Below are 17,725 nucleotides of genomic sequence, written 5' to 3'. Positions count from 1 at the left end.
AAGCATGAGGGACAATTTTTTAACCTTTTCGGAACGAGATTTTTTTATGTTGTGCATTTAGTCAATTCAATTTTATCCAAAGTCAGTAAGATTTTTAATAATCTTAAACCTTAAAACAAATTCATTATTTTTTTAAAATTATCAGAATGAAAAACTCAGGAAAATTCATACTATTCGCCTTTTTAGCAATTGCCAATTTGGGGATAATCAGTTGTAAAAAACAACCTGCGGCCACTGTGGTAGATCCTCAGGCAGAAGTTATTGCCAAAGCAAAGGCCGATTTAAGAGCGTTGTTAAACGATACTGAAAAATCTATTGAGCAAAAAGAAAAAGAACTGGCTGCAATTAAAGCATTAAATCTTACCGATCCGGAGGTATTAAGCCTGATTGCCCAGGTAGAGGAAAAAATTGCTGCTCAAAAAGCTGAGGCTTTAAGACTTGAAGAAGAAAGAAAAAGAAGGGAAGCAGAACTGGCAAGAGCCAATGCTCCTGAAAACCGATTGAGAAATTTCTTTGGCCAGATTTCAAATGCGCCAAGTCAGGGGGCTGCGGATGCTAATATCAATCAGGCTTTGGATATGTTTACTTCGCCAGATGCACCTGTGTTAATCATCATTAGCAAAGCCGGTGACCAGCCGGATTATGATCGGCCTACTACCATTCAGAAGTATCTTGAATACTTAAAAGATCAGAAAAAACCTGCTGATGCTATAGAAAATATAGTATTTGATGATAATGGAAAAATTAAAGAATTAGAACTTACAAAACTGAAATAAAAATGGCCAATATTAAAAATATATGTTTAGCTGCATTTATGACAATTTTTGCAGTAAGTGGTTTATTTGCCCAATCTTCTGAGCCTGAACTGGCACCTGACAGAAAGGCTGCAATTGATTCTCTTGCCCTTGAAAAAGTACGGGATTTGAGTAAATATATCAGTATTATCGGGGATAAAGAAACGCCTTTTTCTGAAGCAAACAGGGTAATCGAAAGAGCTATGGAGCTTTTTTCTGAAGGAAGCCAGATGGGTGTTTCTTCACTTGCCAGCAATGAAGTGAAGTATTACGGTGTGAGGACTTATTTCAGGAGATTAATGGCTCTGAATTATGATAAGGTGAAAATTGACTGGTTTAATATTCAGTATATCAGTGATTTAGAAAGACAGCCTGATGGTCGATATGTGGGAGTAATTACCATTTACCAAAGGTTTCAGGGAATTACTGAAGACGGTATGAAATATCAGGATACAACCAAGAAAGATATTACCGTATATGTAGAAAGAAAACAAACCCAGATTGGAGGCCGGTTAATTGGTTTCTGGGATGTGTTGCTGGGAGATATTCGTGTAAGTGAAACTACTCAGTGATAGATCTAAATGCAACTTATAAGGAAAGTGACCTTTCTGCTTACTGTGGAAAGGTACTTTTTTAAGGTGTATTAAATAAGTCTAATTTATTCTTGAAATTATTTATAAATAATTGATTTATAAATATTTACGATTGGTTTTTGAATATACAGTTATGCTGTTTTTTGATTCTCAAATTATTTTAATTTCAATGTAACACTTCTACCACTTGGTTTCAATATCTGGAAAGGATTTATATCCATTCATCTGATTATACTTTTATTTAATTGTATTTTATTGATATTTATCCTCACAGCTATTGATAACTCTTTTCTTACTACAACGTACCAGTTATTTGTTCGTTACTGATGAAAAATTTGAAGATCTATGAAAAACCAAATATTTTTTCTCCTGCTATTTTTACCATTTGTTTCCCAGGCACAAATTATGAATTACCTTGGTGATGAATCGGCTTTATATGCCGAAACCAAACAGGTAAATCAATTTTTTAGGAGGTTTAATAATGAAGAGGACAAAAACGGAGTAAAATATAATCCTAATGATTCCCGGTACCATAACCTGAAAGACAGGGAAAAATACCTGAATATCCTTTTTGATGCTCAAAATACAAGTATTACTCCCGACCTTAAATCCTTGTTTTTAAGTCAGGTAAATAATTCATCCAATCCCATTTTTTTAGATTTTCATGGTGATGACTGGTATGCAGAAGTCAAAACAAAATTTTTGTATAAGGGAGCTGAAAAGACCATAGTGCTATTTCTGAAACTGGAAAAAGAAAGAATGGGCTCTAAATGGGTGCTTTACAATGCTTATTTTGAAGAATTTGCAAAGAAATTTTCTACTAGTTCAGAGGAGGACAAGCGATTCCTTCATCCAATGAGCCATGAACTTGATTTTATGAATTTAAGAAAGGCTTTTGAAGATGAAAGAAAAGTGGAAGATTATACCGAAAAGGAATTTCAGCCAGATCATCTCACTCTTTTATTATATGAAATAAAAAACGGAAATCTTAAATTTAAAACCGTTAATAATGTAAAATTCCACTTTTTCCAGGTAGATGACTGGTATTTTGAAATCGCTGAATTTAACAGATCAGGTTATAATACAGGGTGGTTGATTTCAAGTTTAACTCAGGTTCCTAATGCCCAAAAGAAAGAGTTTAAAGATTATGTACTAAGAAGAAAATAATTTCCCCATCTCCAAAATATATCTGAGACATTACAATTAAATTGCTCCCACTATATGCGAAATCTTGATCTTTTTTGCGAAAAGGACAAGATTTTGTCTTTTTGCACTTCAAATATTTTTTGAACAGAAAATTGTTTTTGTCCTAAATTCTACAGGCAATCATGTCATTTTTAAAAAGTTTTGGCACAATATAGGTAGATTCGCAAGTCTGATTTGATTTCGTTTAATTTGGACCTTAATTTCCGAAAAGTATTTCTTTAAGCATTCTGGTGTTATCTTTAGGAGATTATTCCAGCATTGAAACAAATTGAATGAGAGCCAAAATATTTAGATAAAGATTTAATTCTCTGGCAATGAGCCAGATATTATATTATTTAGCAAACTTTTTTAAACTTAATTGCAAATAACCTCTTACTGAAGCTATGCATATTTCTAGGTTTAATTTTATGAAAAATAGTGTTATACTGATTTTTCTTTCCCTTTTCACTTCCGGTTTAGTAAATGGCCAGACTGCAGATATACCACCAGAAGAACTGGCAGGATACAAACAGCAATCCGAGGATTTAGTAGCATTTCTTGAATTTACAATGAATACCCTTGGAATGGCAGATGCCACTGCCGAGGAAAAAGATATTATCATCAACCAGAGTTATATAAAGTTATTTCGTGATGATAAAGTGCAAATAGAAGACGATCTTGATGAAAACCGTGATGTGGTGTCAAACAAGGATGTTCAGGCCTATTTAAAGGATATAGATTTCTTTTTCAATGAGGTAAAGTTTGAATTTAATATCGAGTCAATAGAGCATTTTATTAATGATAATGGTCAGCTTTACTTCAAAGTGACTACCAATAGGAATTTACAGGGAATTACCATTGATTCTGATACGGTAAATGCCAATAAGGTCAGGTATATTGAAATTAACCTGGACAGGGTAAATAAGGATTTAAAAATTGCTAGTATTTACACCACAAGGCTGAGTCTGGAGGAAGAACTGACTACCTGGTGGGCAGGCCTGGATTATGATTGGCAAATGACTTTCAAAAGGGCAATAACTGTAATTGATGATACACTTTCATTTTCCCAAATAAAAAGGATTGTGGAAAAAAATGAGTTGGATTTATCCAAAAATGAATTTGTGACAGATCTTTCTCCAATTAGTAAATTGACCAACCTGAAGAAATTAAATATTTCGAACACCAAGATTAACGACTTGGGGCCACTAAGCAGCCTTACAAAATTAGAAGTGCTTAATTGTTCTCATACCATGGTGAATAATCTGGAACCTTTGAAATATTCTATAAATATCAGGGAAATTCATTGTAACAATACTTTGATTACAGATATTACTCCACTTAGGAATTTTGCCAAGCTGGAAAAGTTGTATTGTTTTACTTCACCCATAAATAATCTGGTTCCTATTTCTGCCCTGCCAAACCTGAAAGATTTAAGGATTTATGATACTCCAATTTCTGATTTGTATGCAGTGGCCAATTTGCAGAGCCTTGAAATATTAAATTGTTCTTATTCGCAAATAAGCGATTTAAGCCCGATTAATGGGTTACAAAACCTGAAAAGGCTGGATATAGAAAATACTAAGATTACCGATTTATCGCCACTTAGTAATATAAAAAGCCTGAATACCCTTTTTTGTGATAATACCCAAATCAATACGCTCAATCCTTTAAAAGGGCTGCCCAATCTGGAAAGGGTCTATTGCGATCATACTTTAATTACAAGAGAGGAGGCGAATAGATTCATGGCTGCTAAACCTGCCACTTTGGTTATTTATGAATCAGAAAGACTGAAGAATTGGTGGTTAACGATGTCCCCTGAGTGGCAGGAGATTTTTTCTCTTTTTGTAGAAATAAGCCCTGATCCTTCTAAAGAACAATTACAGACAATTGCCAATTTAAGCGAATTGGATATTTCGGGAAATGCTTCTGTTACTTATATCACTCCACTTGCCGAGTTAATCAACCTTAAGAAATTAAATTGTTCGAATACCCAGGTGAGTGATTTATCACCCTTGAAAGATTTGCTGGATTTGCGGGAATTAAATGTAGCTCAAACCAAAATTGTAGGTACAGGTCTTGATCCTATCAAAAATCTGAGCAATTTAAAGAAACTGGATATCACAGGAACAGCCGTAACCACACTTCCTTTTGGTAACCTTAATAGTTTGGAAGAATTAAAGTGTGATAATTCCCAAATTGCCTCTCTTGGTCCAATAAGCAGTCTTAAAAACCTGAAATTAATTTATGCAGACAAGACCAGTGTTTCCAAAAAAGAGGCTCAGGAATTTGCAAAATCTCATCCGGGCGTGGTGGTAATATACCAAACAGAGGCTTTGGAAAGCTGGTGGAGAGGATTGGAAAATGAGTGGAAGAAAATCTTTAAAGAACAGGTTACTGTTTCGGATAAACCCACCAGGGAACAACTCCACAAGGTGGTAGGTCTGTCAAAATTAATTATCCCTTCAAATAGCAGGATTATTAATTTAAACCCGGTAAAAGATTTATTTGCTTTGAAGGAATTACAATTTACCAATACTTCTATCAGTGATCTTTCTCCAATAAGTGAATTAAAAAGTCTTGAAATTTTACAGTGTTCTAAAAATCCCATATATGAACTGGATCCTATAAGTGGTTTGGTTAACTTAAAATATCTAAACTTTGAAAATACTCCTGTCAAAAAGTTAGATCCGCTTGAAGGTTTGATTTCTCTGGAGGAAGTTAAGTGTTCTGCCACACAAATTAAAAACCTGAAACCACTTGAAGACCTCCCTTCTTTAAAGAGACTGGAATGTTATAATACTAAGTTGTCATCTGGAAAGGTGGAAAAATTAAAGAAAAATAAGCCTGGCCTGGAAGTAATTTATTACTAGTGGGTTGGTTCTGATGTAGATTCTTAGGGCGAATTTGAGGTTAGGTGGCTTTGAATTTGGGATAGGGAATAAAAATAAATTTGGCTTTGTATATTAATTTGATATACACTACCTTTGCACGTTATTCCCGTAGACTCCTCACGGGAATGCAAAACTATAAAAAACCAAGTAAAGAATTACGTTCTTATAAATAATAAATTTAAATAGCCTTGGCAACGATTAGATACGGTAGAAAAAATTTCGCATCAATTCAAAATGTATTAGAGTATCCTGATTTTCTGGATGTCCAGTTCAAGTCTTTTAAAGACTTTTTTCAGTTGGATACTCCCCCTGAAAGCAGGGTTCATGAAGGATTGTATAAGGTTTTCGCTGAGAATTTCCCAATTTCGGATTCCAGGGATAATTTTGTTTTAGAATTTATTGATTATACAGTTGACCCACCAAAATATTCAGTAGGTGAGAGTATTGATCGAGGACTTACCTATTCGGTTCCATTAAAGGCAAAATTGAGGTTGTCCTGTAATGATGAGGATAACGAAGATTTTGAAACCATAGAGCAGGAAGTTTTCCTTGGAAATATTCCTTACATGACCGAGAAGGGATCTTTTGTGATTAATGGAGCAGAAAGAGTAATTGTTTCCCAGTTGCACAGATCACCAGGTGTTTTCTTTGCTCAAAGTAAGCACACTAACGGTACAAAATTATATTCTGCCAGGGTAATTCCTTTTAAAGGATCCTGGATAGAATTTGCTACGGATGTTAATAATGTGATGTATGCCTACATCGACCGGAAAAAGAAGTTTCCGGTTACTACACTCTTAAGGGCTATAGGCTATGGATCAGATAAAAATATTCTGGAGTTATTTGGTCTTTCTGAAGAAGTCGAGGCTAACGAAAAGGAACTCAAGAAAATTGTGGGTAGAAAGCTTGCTGCAAGGGTGCTTAAAACCTGGACAGAGGATTTCGTGGATGAGGATACTGGAGAGGTGGTTTCTATTGACAGGAATGAAGTTGTTTTAGAGAGGGATTCTGTAATTGATGAGGAAGGAATTGAAACCATTCTTGAATCAGGGGTAAAACATATCATACTTCACAGAGCTGATATCAATATCGCTGATTACACCATCATTTACAATACGCTTCAAAAAGATAATTCAAACTCTGAAAAAGAAGCAGTTGAGCAGATTTATCGTCAACTAAGAAATACTGAGGCTCCTGATGAATCTACAGCGAGGGAAGTTATTCAAAACCTTTTCTTCAGTGATAAAAGATATGATTTAGGAGAAGTAGGAAGATATAGAATTAATAAGAAATTATCTTCGGATACTGATATTGATACTAAAGTATTGACTAAAGTTGATATTATTAGTATTGTAAAATACCTGATCACCCTGATTAACTCTAAAACTGTAGTGGATGATATTGACCACTTAAGTAACAGAAGGGTTAGGACTGTAGGTGAGCAGTTATTCTCTCAATTTGGTGTTGGTTTAGCCAGAATGGCCAGGACAATCAAGGAGAGAATGAACGTAAGGGATAATGAAGATTTCAAACCTGTTGATTTAATTAATGCCCGTACTTTGAGTTCTGTGATTAATTCCTTCTTTGGAACTAACCAGCTTTCTCAGTTTATGGATCAGACCAACCCATTGGCTGAAATTACCCATAAAAGAAGAGTATCAGCATTAGGTCCAGGTGGTTTATCAAGAGAAAGAGCCGGTTTTGAGGTAAGGGACGTTCACTACACACACTACGGTAGATTGTGTACCATTGAAACTCCTGAAGGGCCAAATATTGGTCTTATTTCTTCTCTTTGTGTATTTGCCAAGGTAAATAGCATGGGATTCATTGAAACTCCATACAGAAAAGTGAAGGAAGGTACTGTAGATATGACCGAAAATGTAGAATATCTAAGTGCCGAGGAGGAAGATGATCATTACATCGCTCAGGCCAATGCCCCTTTAGAAGATACCGGAAAATTCGTAAACGATAGGATTAAGGCAAGATTTGAAGGTGATTTCCCTATTGAGGAACCAGACAAGATTTCTTATATGGACGTTGCGCCAAACCAGATTGTATCTGTTGCGGCTTCAATGATTCCTTTCCTTGAGCATGATGATGCGAACAGGGCCCTGATGGGATCGAACATGCAGCGTCAGGCTGTGCCTTTGTTAAGACCACAGGCTCCAATTGTGGGAACTGGTTTGGAAAGAAGGGTTGCTTTGGATTCAAGGTCACTTGTAATTGCTAAGGAAGATGGTGTAGTTGATTTCGTAGATGCTACTACCATAAAAATAAGATATGATCTTAATGAAGATCAAAAATTGGTTACCTTCGATGAAGAAGTAGTATCTCATGATTTGACCAAATTCAGAAGAACCAACCAGGATACCTGTATTAACTTAAGACCTCTGGTAAAAAGAGGGGATAAAGTGAAAAAAGGTCAGGTATTGTGTGATGGCTATGCTACAGATGGAGGAGAGCTTGCATTAGGTAGAAATATGCTTGTGGCCTTTATGCCATGGCAAGGATACAACTTTGAGGATGCTATTGTTATTTCCGAAAAAGTTGTGAGAGATGATGTATTTACCTCACTTCATATCGATGAATTTGAGTTAGAAGTAAGGGATACTAAAAGAGGTGAGGAAGAATTAACTTCTGAGATTCCAAACGTAAGTGAGGAGGCGGTTAAAAACCTTGATGAGAACGGTATTGTAAGAGTTGGAGCAGATATTAAAGAAGGTGATATTCTAATAGGAAAAATTACTCCTAAAGGAGAAAGTGATCCTACCCCAGAAGAAAAACTTTTAAGAGCAATTTTCGGTGATAAGGCTGGTGATGTGAAGGATGCATCTCTAAGGGCCTCTGCTTCTTTAAGAGGTGTGGTTATTGATACCAAATTGTTCTCCAGACCTAAAAAGGATAAGGATTTAAGACAAAAGTCTAAAAAAGAAGTTGAAATCCTTAAAAGTAAGTTTAGCAGGGATTTATCAGCCGTTCAAAATCTTGCATTATCCAAATTAGTGAAACTATTGGAGGGACAAACCTGTAATGGTATCAAACATAAGTTTGGTAATGAGATTATGAGTAAAGGAGTTAAGTTTTCTGATATGAATATCAAGTCTAACTTATTCCCGGAAGATAATCCTTACAGAGATGAAAGTAGTTATGCAGTTCCTGAGGAAGCTAACCTTTTAGGTGATCTTTTATTAGATAACTGGACTGATAATGAAGAAATCAACAGCCATGTGGCCGAGTTGGTGAAAAATTATAACAATAAGAGAAACGACCTTACCGGTAAATTCAAAAGAGACCGATTCACTCTTGAAGTTGGGGATGAATTGCCAGCGGGTATCGTAAGACTTGCTAAAGTTTATATTGCTAAAAAGAGAAAGCTTAAAGTAGGTGATAAAATGGCGGGTCGTCACGGTAACAAAGGGGTTGTGGCCAAGATTGTAAGGGAGGAAGATATGCCTTTCCTTGCTGATGGAACTCCAATGGACATTGTACTTAACCCACTTGGTGTACCTTCAAGGATGAACATCGGTCAGATTTACGAAACAATTCTTGGTTGGGCCGGATTGAAATTAGGTAGAAAGTATGCTACTCCGATTTTTGATGGTGCTACTGAGGATGAAGTAAATTCAGAGTTGAATGAAGCTGGGTTACCAGAAGCCGGAAGGGTTCATTTGAATGATGGACTTACTGGCCAGCAGTTTGATCAGCCTGTTTCAGTTGGTGTGATTTATATGCTTAAACTAGGTCACTTAGTTGATGATAAAATGCACGCCAGGTCAATTGGACCATACTCGCTTATTACCCAGCAACCTCTTGGTGGTAAAGCTCAGTTTGGTGGTCAGCGTTTTGGTGAGATGGAAGTTTGGGCACTGGAGGCTTTTGGTGCAGCCAATGTACTTCAGGAAATCCTGACTATCAAGTCTGATGATGTTGTAGGTAGAGCTAAGGCTTACGAATCAATTGTAAAAGGTGAAAACATGCCAAAACCAAGTGTACCAGAATCATTTAATGTATTGGTTCACGAATTAAGAGGTCTGGCATTAGAAATAACTTTGGATAATTAATTTATCCAAAATCCAGAAAATTAAAGCCCGGAAGTAATCATGCTTTCGGGCTTTTTTGTTTTAAACCGCCTTTCCGGTATTGTCCTGGTACTGTTGCCGAAGTTTTTTTAGTTCTTCTTTCATTTCACCGATAAGTTCTTGATTCGAAAGTAGCTCATACGTATTGTTAATTTCCTGTGGATCTGTTTCTAAATCATAAAATTCCCATTCATCGGTTTCGTAAAAATAAATAAGTTTGTACCTGTCATTTCGGATACCGTAGTGTTTGGGAACCATGTGCACAGCAGGGTATTCGTAATAGTGATAATAAACAGACTTTCTCCAGTTTTCAGGAGTATTTCCCTCCAGAATTGGCCGTAGACTCTCTCCCTGCATATCCTCAGGTATTTTTATTTGTGCCATATCAAGCAATGTTTCGGCAAAATCCAGGTTTGAAACTAAATCTGAATTTATGGTTCCGGGTTGAACAATGCCTGGCCATTTTACAATTAATGGCATGTGAAGGGATTCTTCATACATCCATCTTTTATCAAACCAGCCATGTTCTCCCAAATAAAACCCCTGGTCTGAGCTGTAGATGACAATGGTATTTTCGGCCAGACCACTTTTTTCAAGGTAATCCATCAACCTGCCAATGTTTTCATCAACAGAAGCTACACACCTTAAATAGTCCTTAATATATCTTTGGTATTTCCATTTCACCAAAGCTTCACCTTTTAAATCTGATTCCAGAAATTCCTGATTTTTAGGGTCATAAGCCGCATGCCATTTTTCCTTTTGGGTGTTATTCAATCTGGCATAGCTATTTTTTTTATATTCCGGATATTGGTCCAGGTTGGTAGAATCAATCAATTCCAACACCTTATTATCAAAAATTAAATCCATGTGCCGATCAATCTCCATTTCCTGCTTTGCAGCTCCTGAGGCCCTGGTATTATAATCGTCAAATAGGGTAGCAGGCTCGGGGATTTCTTTATCATCATATTTGGTCAGGTATTTATCATTTGGCAGCCACCTCCTGTGAGGCGCTTTGTGCTGGCTCATGAGCAAAAAAGGTTTATCCTGATCTCGCTGCTTTTCCAGCCATTCAATGGATAAATCAGTTACAATATCGGTGACATAACCTTCAATTTTTTCATTTCCCTCTGGTGTTTTAAAATCGGGGTTGTAATAATTTCCCTGTCCAGGTAAAACCTTCCAGGCATCATATCCCTTGGGTTCTGTTTTAAGATGCCATTTTCCGAAAATAGCCGTCTGATAGCCATTTTCCTGCATTAGTTTAGGAAAGGTTTGTTGTGTATTATCAAACTTATCTTCATTGGTTTTGAAGCCATTCAGGTGACTAAATTTTCCCGTTTGGATTACAGCCCTGCTTGGTCCGCAAATTGAATTAGTGACCATACAGTGTTTAAATAACATGCCTTCACTGGCCAGCCTGTCTATATTTGGAGTTTGATTTATATTCGATCCATAGGCACTTATGGCCTGAAGAGCATGATCATCAGTAAAAATAAAAAGTATGTTGGGTGGTTTTTGGGTGACCTGTTTTGGAGAAGAATTTTTACAGGCGGCCAGGGTTAAAATGACCAACAATGGAATTAAACACAGTTGTTTTTTCATTTTCAATTCAAATTATAAAATTTTTGATTTTTATTTATAGATGCAGATCAATGTGTAGCAGGAATTCTGGGAATTGTTAAAATTGATTTTTGCCTGCCATCAATATATTGGACACCATTTTCTGTGAAAATAGCATCTTCCTCCAGCATAATTCTGATTTCCTTATTCCACTCCTTAATAAATACTGATGCATTGAGTTCAATTGCATAAGCAGTATTGTAATGCAGTGGATAATCACCATTTACAGGTACTCCTTCCTGTGCATCCCACATGCCTAAAGTAGTTCCTGCAGCATGTCCATGAAACCCCAGCGGGTGAGTATAAATGGAAGGTTTAATCCCATTTGCAATGGCTTCCTGCCTGGACTTTTTAAGTACTTCGTTGCCAGATACACCCCCTTTGAAATTATTGGTAAAAATATCCTGTAACTGATTTCCCTTTTCAAATGCAGCTTTCAAATACGCTGGTACTTCGGTTTCTCCGGGTTTCAATACATAGGCATGTTGTTGGGTATCCGTGTTTAACCTCAGGTATTTGATGCCAAAATCAACATGCAACAGGTCTCCGGGTAAAATCACATTGGCATCGGGTCTTTTGGAGAAAGTTCTCAAATGATCAAAAGATTCAGGGTCAGCTCTTTGGACATCTACAGTGGGGTGAAACCAGGTAATCAGATTTAATTCCCTGATTTTTTCCCTCATCCACCATACTACATCTTCAGTGGTAGTCACTCCGGGTTGGATCACTTTATCGGAGAAAGCCTCATCGATGATTTCATGGGCAATCCGGCAAATCTGCGGGTAAATGGCCATTTCTTTTGGAGTTCTGGTTTCCAGCCAGCCTATGGCTAATTGCTCTGCTGAAACCAATTTCGAAGCATATTTTTCCCCTAAGTTTTTTTCTAATTCTTCCAAATCTGTTGCTGTAATGCCATCCGCTAAACCAAAAAATTCCGATTTGTTGATGCCAATTTTTTCAGGATTTCTTGCTTCAATAATACCCAAAAGTGCTTTCCACTGGTCAGGTTCTTTTTCTTTATCCCAGGCTTTTTTGAAGGATTTTCCCACATCGTATCGGGCAATGGCCAGGGTTTCAATGTCCTGATTATTACCTGGATCGTACATCACCAAAATGGTTCTTCTTCTTGCTGCAAGCCATGTGGCCGGTAGAAAAGTTTCGATTACAGGGTCTTCATTATACTCTCTGGAAATGACCAGCCACATATCTATACCATTACTTCTCATTAAATTAGGGAGTACGGTTTTTATCCTGTCTTCCAATAAGTTATCAATAACTGTTGCTCTTTCCTTCATAGAAAGAATTTTTGGGTATTTGCTGTTTTGTGCCTGCAGAAAGGTGGAATAAGACCATAGAAAAGGCAGGCACAATAGGAAGATTGTTTTTTGCATGTGGAAGTGGTTTGAATGATTTTGTTTAAAAAGTAATGAAAAGTTACATCATGTGGGCAATTTTCCAAAATTCAACAACCTGTAATTCAAATTGGGAATGAGACGAAATGATAATTATTATGCCTATAAGGCCCAGTGATTAATTTTGGCAATGGGGTTGAAATGAATAAAAAAGCAAAATATATGCTTTAGCGATATCTAGAATGATATTTTGTAAACAAAGAACAAGTCCGAAATACATTAGGTTTTTTAACAAAAAGTATAGCTCATAATGGAATAATATTTGTTATGCCATGGGGGTAATTCCACTTTGTAAGGATTCCATAAGCTTTTAACATATGTTGACATAATGAAAATAAAATTAGGAAAAACTTACATGGAATTTGATTAATTTTGACACAAATAGCTGCCTTGAATGCCGATTAAAGCAAATGTCCAAACTGTAAAACCCTGATAATCACCTACTAACTCAGGAAAGGCATGATCAATTAACCGAATAATAGTATTTCAAAAAGACATTTAGGGAATAATGAATTTGTTTAACCAAAAACATTATATGAAATCAAGAAATTACGTAATTACAACCCTGTTTTTATTATTAGGGATAATACCAGCTTTCAGCCAGACTTCGCCACCAAATATTTCTATTTCCACACCTCAAGAATTCTTTGAGGATGATGGTAATGTAACTATTGATATTACTGGTATTGATAATGGAGATGGAGGGACTGATGGAATAACTACTTTTTCAGCAGTGATACCCAATCAGGAAGATATAAATAAAGGTCTAATAAGTAACTTAAATGCTCGATATTTTGGAGGTGGGTACGGAAGAGTAACCTTTCAAACAGAGCCAGACAAATATGGCACAATTAATATAAAAGTGACTGCAACTGATAATGATGGCTCCACCGATGTGTCTTTTGATTTAAAAATTCTAGAGGTAAATGATCCTCCTGTGATTTCAGGAATTCCTTCTCCTACTACAATTTTTGAACTGAATGATCAAGGAAAATCACCAACATCTTTTTCTTTTACTCCATCAGTTACTGATGTGGATAATGTGCCCGCGGATTTTCAATTTACAATTCAAAATAAGCCGTCCTGGATGAATTTTAATGCTCAAACAGGTGAATTGAGTCATAATAATTCTTTTCCGACTCTAAGTGAGGTGCAAACTTACAATGACATAATTATTAGTGTAAACGATGGATCAGGATCTGGAGAAATTTCACTTCCATCATTCTCCTTAACAATACTACCAGTAAACAGTGCACCTTCTTTTAATTTAAGTAATAAAATTTTTAATATTACTGAGAATGCAGATGAACAGTTGGTAGAAATTACCAGTCTAAGTGTAGGGCCTAATGATGGTGGACAAGAGTTTACATCTTTAGTAGTGACGAGTTCAAATACAGATTTAATTCCGAATGGAAACCTAATTTTAGATCCGGGTTTTGCTGCGAATAAAACTAAATATGATTTAACATTCACGCCTGCAGCGGATAAAACTGGTACAGCAATTATTACAGTAACTTTAAAAGATAATGGAACTGATAATAATACTTTTTCGGATCAGATTTCTGTGACTGTAAATGCCTCCACTGTAAATCTTGCCCCGACAATTGATCCGGTTGATCCTATAAATATAAGCGAAGATGCTCAAAACCCTCCTTTTATTAAATTGTCAAATATTACTTCTGGAGATGATATATCGGATGTGACTAAAGTATCTGTTCAAGTTTTAAATGGGAGTTTGATAAAAAATGCAGAGATCTTAAATTTTGATGTGGATGCTGAAACAGCAGATTTAAAGTACGGTTTAGTGGAGAATGCCAATGGAAATGGGATAGGGGAATTGAGAGTAATAGTTGAAGATAATGGTGGAACTTTAAATGGAGGGGATGATACCAAAAGTATTGATATTATAATAAATGTTAGTCCTGTAAATGATGCTCCTGTAATTAATGGTCAAACTGATGATTTTGGATTTGATGAAGGTAATACATTCGTAGTTAATTTAAGTCAATTAGATTGGGAGGATGTTGATGGGGATAATGTTTCCTTAAATGTTTTAACAGGAGACAATTATTCAATATCTACTGAAAATAATAAAAGAATTATTCCAAACCAGGGTTTTACAGGACTTTTAAAAATTAATGTTAGCCTAACGGATGTTCCAGACGAAGGGGTTGCAAAAACAAGTAATGAGTATGAACTTGAAGTAACTGTAAGGGATGTAAATACCGCTCCAATTATTGATGGTTTCAAGGATGGTTACGATAACTCTATAGATGAAGAGCAAAGAAAAAGAATTTCAATTAATAATTTTAATATAATTGATGATGCTGGAGATACTCACAAGTTTGTTTCGGTAGAAGATGGTACAAATTATACACTGCCTGAAATTCGAGATGATTACTTTGATATTCAGCCTGTAGAAAATTATTTCGGAGAAATTAATGTAAAGGTTAAAGTAAAAGATCAACTTGGGGTTGAAAGCACAGTTTCGACTATGCTCTTTAATGTAATAAATGTAAATGATCCACCCGTAATTACAGGTCAAACTTCAGGTACTTTTAATGACGTAGATGAAGATAAGGAGATAGAAATTATCCCTGCATTGTTAACCATATCTGATCCTGACAGAGAAACAGAGTTTACAGTTATAGTTGACAATGGAAGCAATTATTCCGTTAAGGATGGAACTACTGTGGTTCCTGCTAAAGATTTTTTTGGCGAACTGTCTGTTCCAGTAAGGGTTAAGGATGGAACAAGTGGTTCGAATAATACCAGCAATACATTTCAATTAAAAATTGATGTCCTCCCGGTAAATGATGCACCCACCATTAACAAACCGAATGATATTACTATTGATAATGATAATGGAAATCCTTTCAGTGTAGTACTTTCCAATATTACAAGAGGTCCTAATGAAGATGATCAGAACATTACAGCTTCTACCATTGTAGTAAGCAGTTCGGATGAATCATTAATCAAAAAGGATGAAATTGAAATAATTTATACTAAAAATGCCCAACAGGGTATCTTAAATATAGATCCTGAGGACGATAAATCTGGAACAACTACCATTACAGTGAAAGTAACAGATGATGGCGGAGTGGAAAATGGTGGAGTTGACACCAGGGAGGTAACTTTTGATGTCATTATTGTGGGAAAAAATAACAAACCAGAGATTGATAATATTGATAATATTGTCACTTTTGAGAATGACAAACAGGAAAGCATCAGGTTAAAAGGAATCAATGATGGAGATGAAGGAGATCAAAATATTACCGTTTCAGTTTCAACAAACAGACCTGATTTAGTTACTAATTTTAAAGTTTTTTACACTTCACCTGACAAAACCGGGGATATTACTTACGATCTGGTTCCTGGTGCAAATGGTATTGCAGAAGTGACGGTAACTGTAAAAGACGATGGACCAGCAGATGACACTGGTAATGATAATGAAACTCAGGAGGTTTTTGAAATTCAAATATTTAAAAGGAATGGAGCTCCTACAATTGATCAGGTAGCTGATACTACCATTCTTGAAGACGCTGAGGAAATAAGTATTACGCTTTCAGGAATTTCTGATGGAGATATTGAGGAAGATCAGAAAATGTGGATTGTGGCAGAAAGTAACCGTTTGGAAAAAATACCCGCTCCAACGGTAACATATGATTCAGTTTCTTCGGAAGCATTGTTAACCTTTACCCCTGAGGCCGATATTAGTGGGGAGGTGATCATAAACGTAACCGTATTTGATGATGGGAATGATCAAATAGGGAGTGATAACCAAACGACTATCTCATTTAAGGTGAACATTCTTCCGGTGAATGATATTCCTACTATTAGCCCTGTAGAAGGCATTTTAATGCAGGAGGGCAAAGGTCAGCAGGTTATTCCAATTTCAGGAATTACAGATGGAGATCCGGATCTTGTGCAAACTATTTCATCGGTGAGGGTAACTTCCAATAAACCAGACTTTTATGATGAATTGAGGATTGCTTATAGAGAGGGAGATATTAATGGAGATTTGATTTTTACCCCTCATCCTGATGCCAATGGTTTTGACACGCTTACCATTACGGTTATGGATAATGGTGGAGTAGAGAATGGAGGGATTGACTCCAAGTCAATTTATGTGCCTATTGAAATTATTCCATTGAATGATGCGCCTACTATTACAGCAGTTCCTGATAAGGACATTGGAAAGAATGCCGGAGAGCAGATTATCTTCCTGACAGGGATAACAGATGGTGATCCGGAGCTGGATCAAAATATCGAAATTTCGGCCACAAGCTCCAATACGGATGTTATTCCCGATCCAGGTAATATAGCCTACGAACAGGGCAGTGGAGAAGCCATATTGAAATTTAAACCTTTAAAAGATAAAAGAAGCACTACTCCTATTGTAATTACCATCACTCTAAAAGATGATGGCGGTCTTCCTGGTGTGGATGTGAAGGAAATTACTTTTAAAGTAGGAGTTGGAGTAGTGAATAATGCGCCAATAATTACCGATGCTGATGGAAACCCATTGCAGGAGGAAGAATTGGAATATGAGACTACTAAAGATAATCCGATTACCCTTTGTCTTTATGCTACCGATTTGGATAAGGATGTTGTGTCATTTAACCTGACAGGAACTGAATTCGAAGGTAACTATGGAGTACTTGATACTGAGACACTAATTGCTAATGGAGATAGTCTGTGTATAGATTATGTGCCATATGCCACTACGTTATCAGGTACTGATGAATTTAATGTGACCATTTGTGATAATGTACAACCAGATCAGGCTTGTGATACCATCACTATTCGGATGAATGTGGCTCCATCTTCCAAGATTGTAGTGTATGATGGAATTTCTCCAAAAAACCAGGATAATAAAAATGATTCTTGGTTTATTGAGGGAATTGAAAACTTCCCAGACAACAAAGTTCAGATTTATAGCGCCTCAGGAATGTTAGTTTATGATATGCCGGGCTATAATAATGAGGATAAAGTGTGGAAAGGAGAATCTAATGTTGGTGCCCACCTTGGGAAAACAGAATTACCAACAGGAGTCTATTATTATGTAATTGACTTTGGCTCCAATGAACTGGAGCCTAAAAAGGGAAGTGTGGTCATTAAGTAAATCAGCTTTTTGATCTGCTTTTCCTT

At 36.2% G+C, this 17,725-nt stretch carries 8 protein-coding genes; 6 read left to right on the top strand and 2 right to left on the bottom strand.

Annotation, left to right across the window (positions count from 1 at the left end):
• Positions 1-146 precede the first annotated feature (146 nt).
• The 5 genes from A3EM_RS45925 to rpoB all read left to right on the top strand — a co-directional run bounded on the left by A3EM_RS45925 (position 147) and on the right by rpoB (position 9,524).
• A complete protein-coding gene (locus A3EM_RS45925) occupies positions 147-776 on the top strand; it encodes a hypothetical protein (protein ID WP_020529455.1) in 630 nt (209 codons plus the stop codon).
• Positions 777-814: 38 nt separating this feature from the next.
• The gene (locus A3EM_RS0117095; protein WP_085948281.1) at positions 815-1,366 is read left to right on the top strand and encodes a hypothetical protein; all 552 of its coding nucleotides are present in this window, start codon (positions 815-817) and stop codon (positions 1,364-1,366) included.
• 366 nt (positions 1,367-1,732) lie between these two features.
• A complete protein-coding gene (locus tag A3EM_RS0117090; protein ID WP_020529453.1) occupies positions 1,733-2,554 on the top strand; it encodes a hypothetical protein in 822 nt (273 codons plus the stop codon).
• 446 nt (positions 2,555-3,000) lie between these two features.
• Positions 3,001-5,442, top strand: coding sequence for a leucine-rich repeat domain-containing protein (locus A3EM_RS0117085; protein ID WP_044238664.1), 2,442 nt, complete (start codon positions 3,001-3,003; stop codon positions 5,440-5,442).
• 209 nt (positions 5,443-5,651) lie between these two features.
• Complete coding sequence (gene rpoB / locus A3EM_RS0117080) at positions 5,652-9,524, top strand: DNA-directed RNA polymerase subunit beta (protein WP_020529451.1); 3,873 nt, start codon at positions 5,652-5,654, stop codon at positions 9,522-9,524.
• Positions 9,525-9,584: 60 nt separating this feature from the next.
• On the opposite strand, the gene A3EM_RS0117075 is transcribed toward rpoB, so the two are convergent.
• Complete coding sequence (locus tag A3EM_RS0117075; RefSeq protein ID WP_020529450.1) at positions 9,585-11,144, bottom strand: sulfatase family protein; 1,560 nt, start codon at positions 11,142-11,144, stop codon at positions 9,585-9,587.
• Positions 11,145-11,191: 47 nt separating this feature from the next.
• Complete coding sequence (locus A3EM_RS0117070; protein ID WP_020529449.1) at positions 11,192-12,553, bottom strand: M24 family metallopeptidase; 1,362 nt, start codon at positions 12,551-12,553, stop codon at positions 11,192-11,194.
• A 556-nt stretch (positions 12,554-13,109) separates the two neighbouring features.
• Between A3EM_RS0117070 and A3EM_RS0117065 the strand changes: the two genes are divergently transcribed.
• Positions 13,110-17,699 (top strand): tandem-95 repeat protein, encoded by a 4,590-nt coding sequence (locus A3EM_RS0117065; RefSeq protein ID WP_044238661.1) that lies wholly within the window; start codon positions 13,110-13,112, stop codon positions 17,697-17,699.
• Positions 17,700-17,725: the final 26 nt, after the last annotated feature.

The organism is Flexithrix dorotheae DSM 6795 (assembly GCF_000379765.1).
Classification (GTDB): Bacteria; Bacteroidota; Bacteroidia; order Cytophagales; family Flammeovirgaceae; genus Flexithrix; species Flexithrix dorotheae.
The sequence above is the reverse complement of the archived record's forward strand: the minus strand, read 5'-3'. Positions and strand labels throughout refer to the sequence as shown.

Bases quoted from the DNA above. Each gene is read 5' to 3' on its own strand.
- A3EM_RS0117090 (WP_020529453.1), top strand. From the start codon at position 1,733: ATGAAAAACCAAATATTTTTTCTCCTGCTATTTTTACCATTTGTTTCC.
- A3EM_RS45925 (WP_020529455.1), top strand. From the start codon at position 147: ATGAAAAACTCAGGAAAATTCATACTATTCGCCTTTTTAGCAATTGCC.
- A3EM_RS0117095 (WP_085948281.1), top strand. From the start codon at position 815: ATGACAATTTTTGCAGTAAGTGGTTTATTTGCCCAATCTTCTGAGCCT.
- A3EM_RS0117065 (WP_044238661.1), top strand. From the start codon at position 13,110: ATGAAATCAAGAAATTACGTAATTACAACCCTGTTTTTATTATTAGGG.
- A3EM_RS0117070 (WP_020529449.1), bottom strand. From the start codon at position 12,553: ATGCAAAAAACAATCTTCCTATTGTGCCTGCCTTTTCTATGGTCTTAT.
- A3EM_RS0117085 (WP_044238664.1), top strand. From the start codon at position 3,001: ATGAAAAATAGTGTTATACTGATTTTTCTTTCCCTTTTCACTTCCGGT.
- A3EM_RS0117075 (WP_020529450.1), bottom strand. From the start codon at position 11,144: ATGAAAAAACAACTGTGTTTAATTCCATTGTTGGTCATTTTAACCCTG.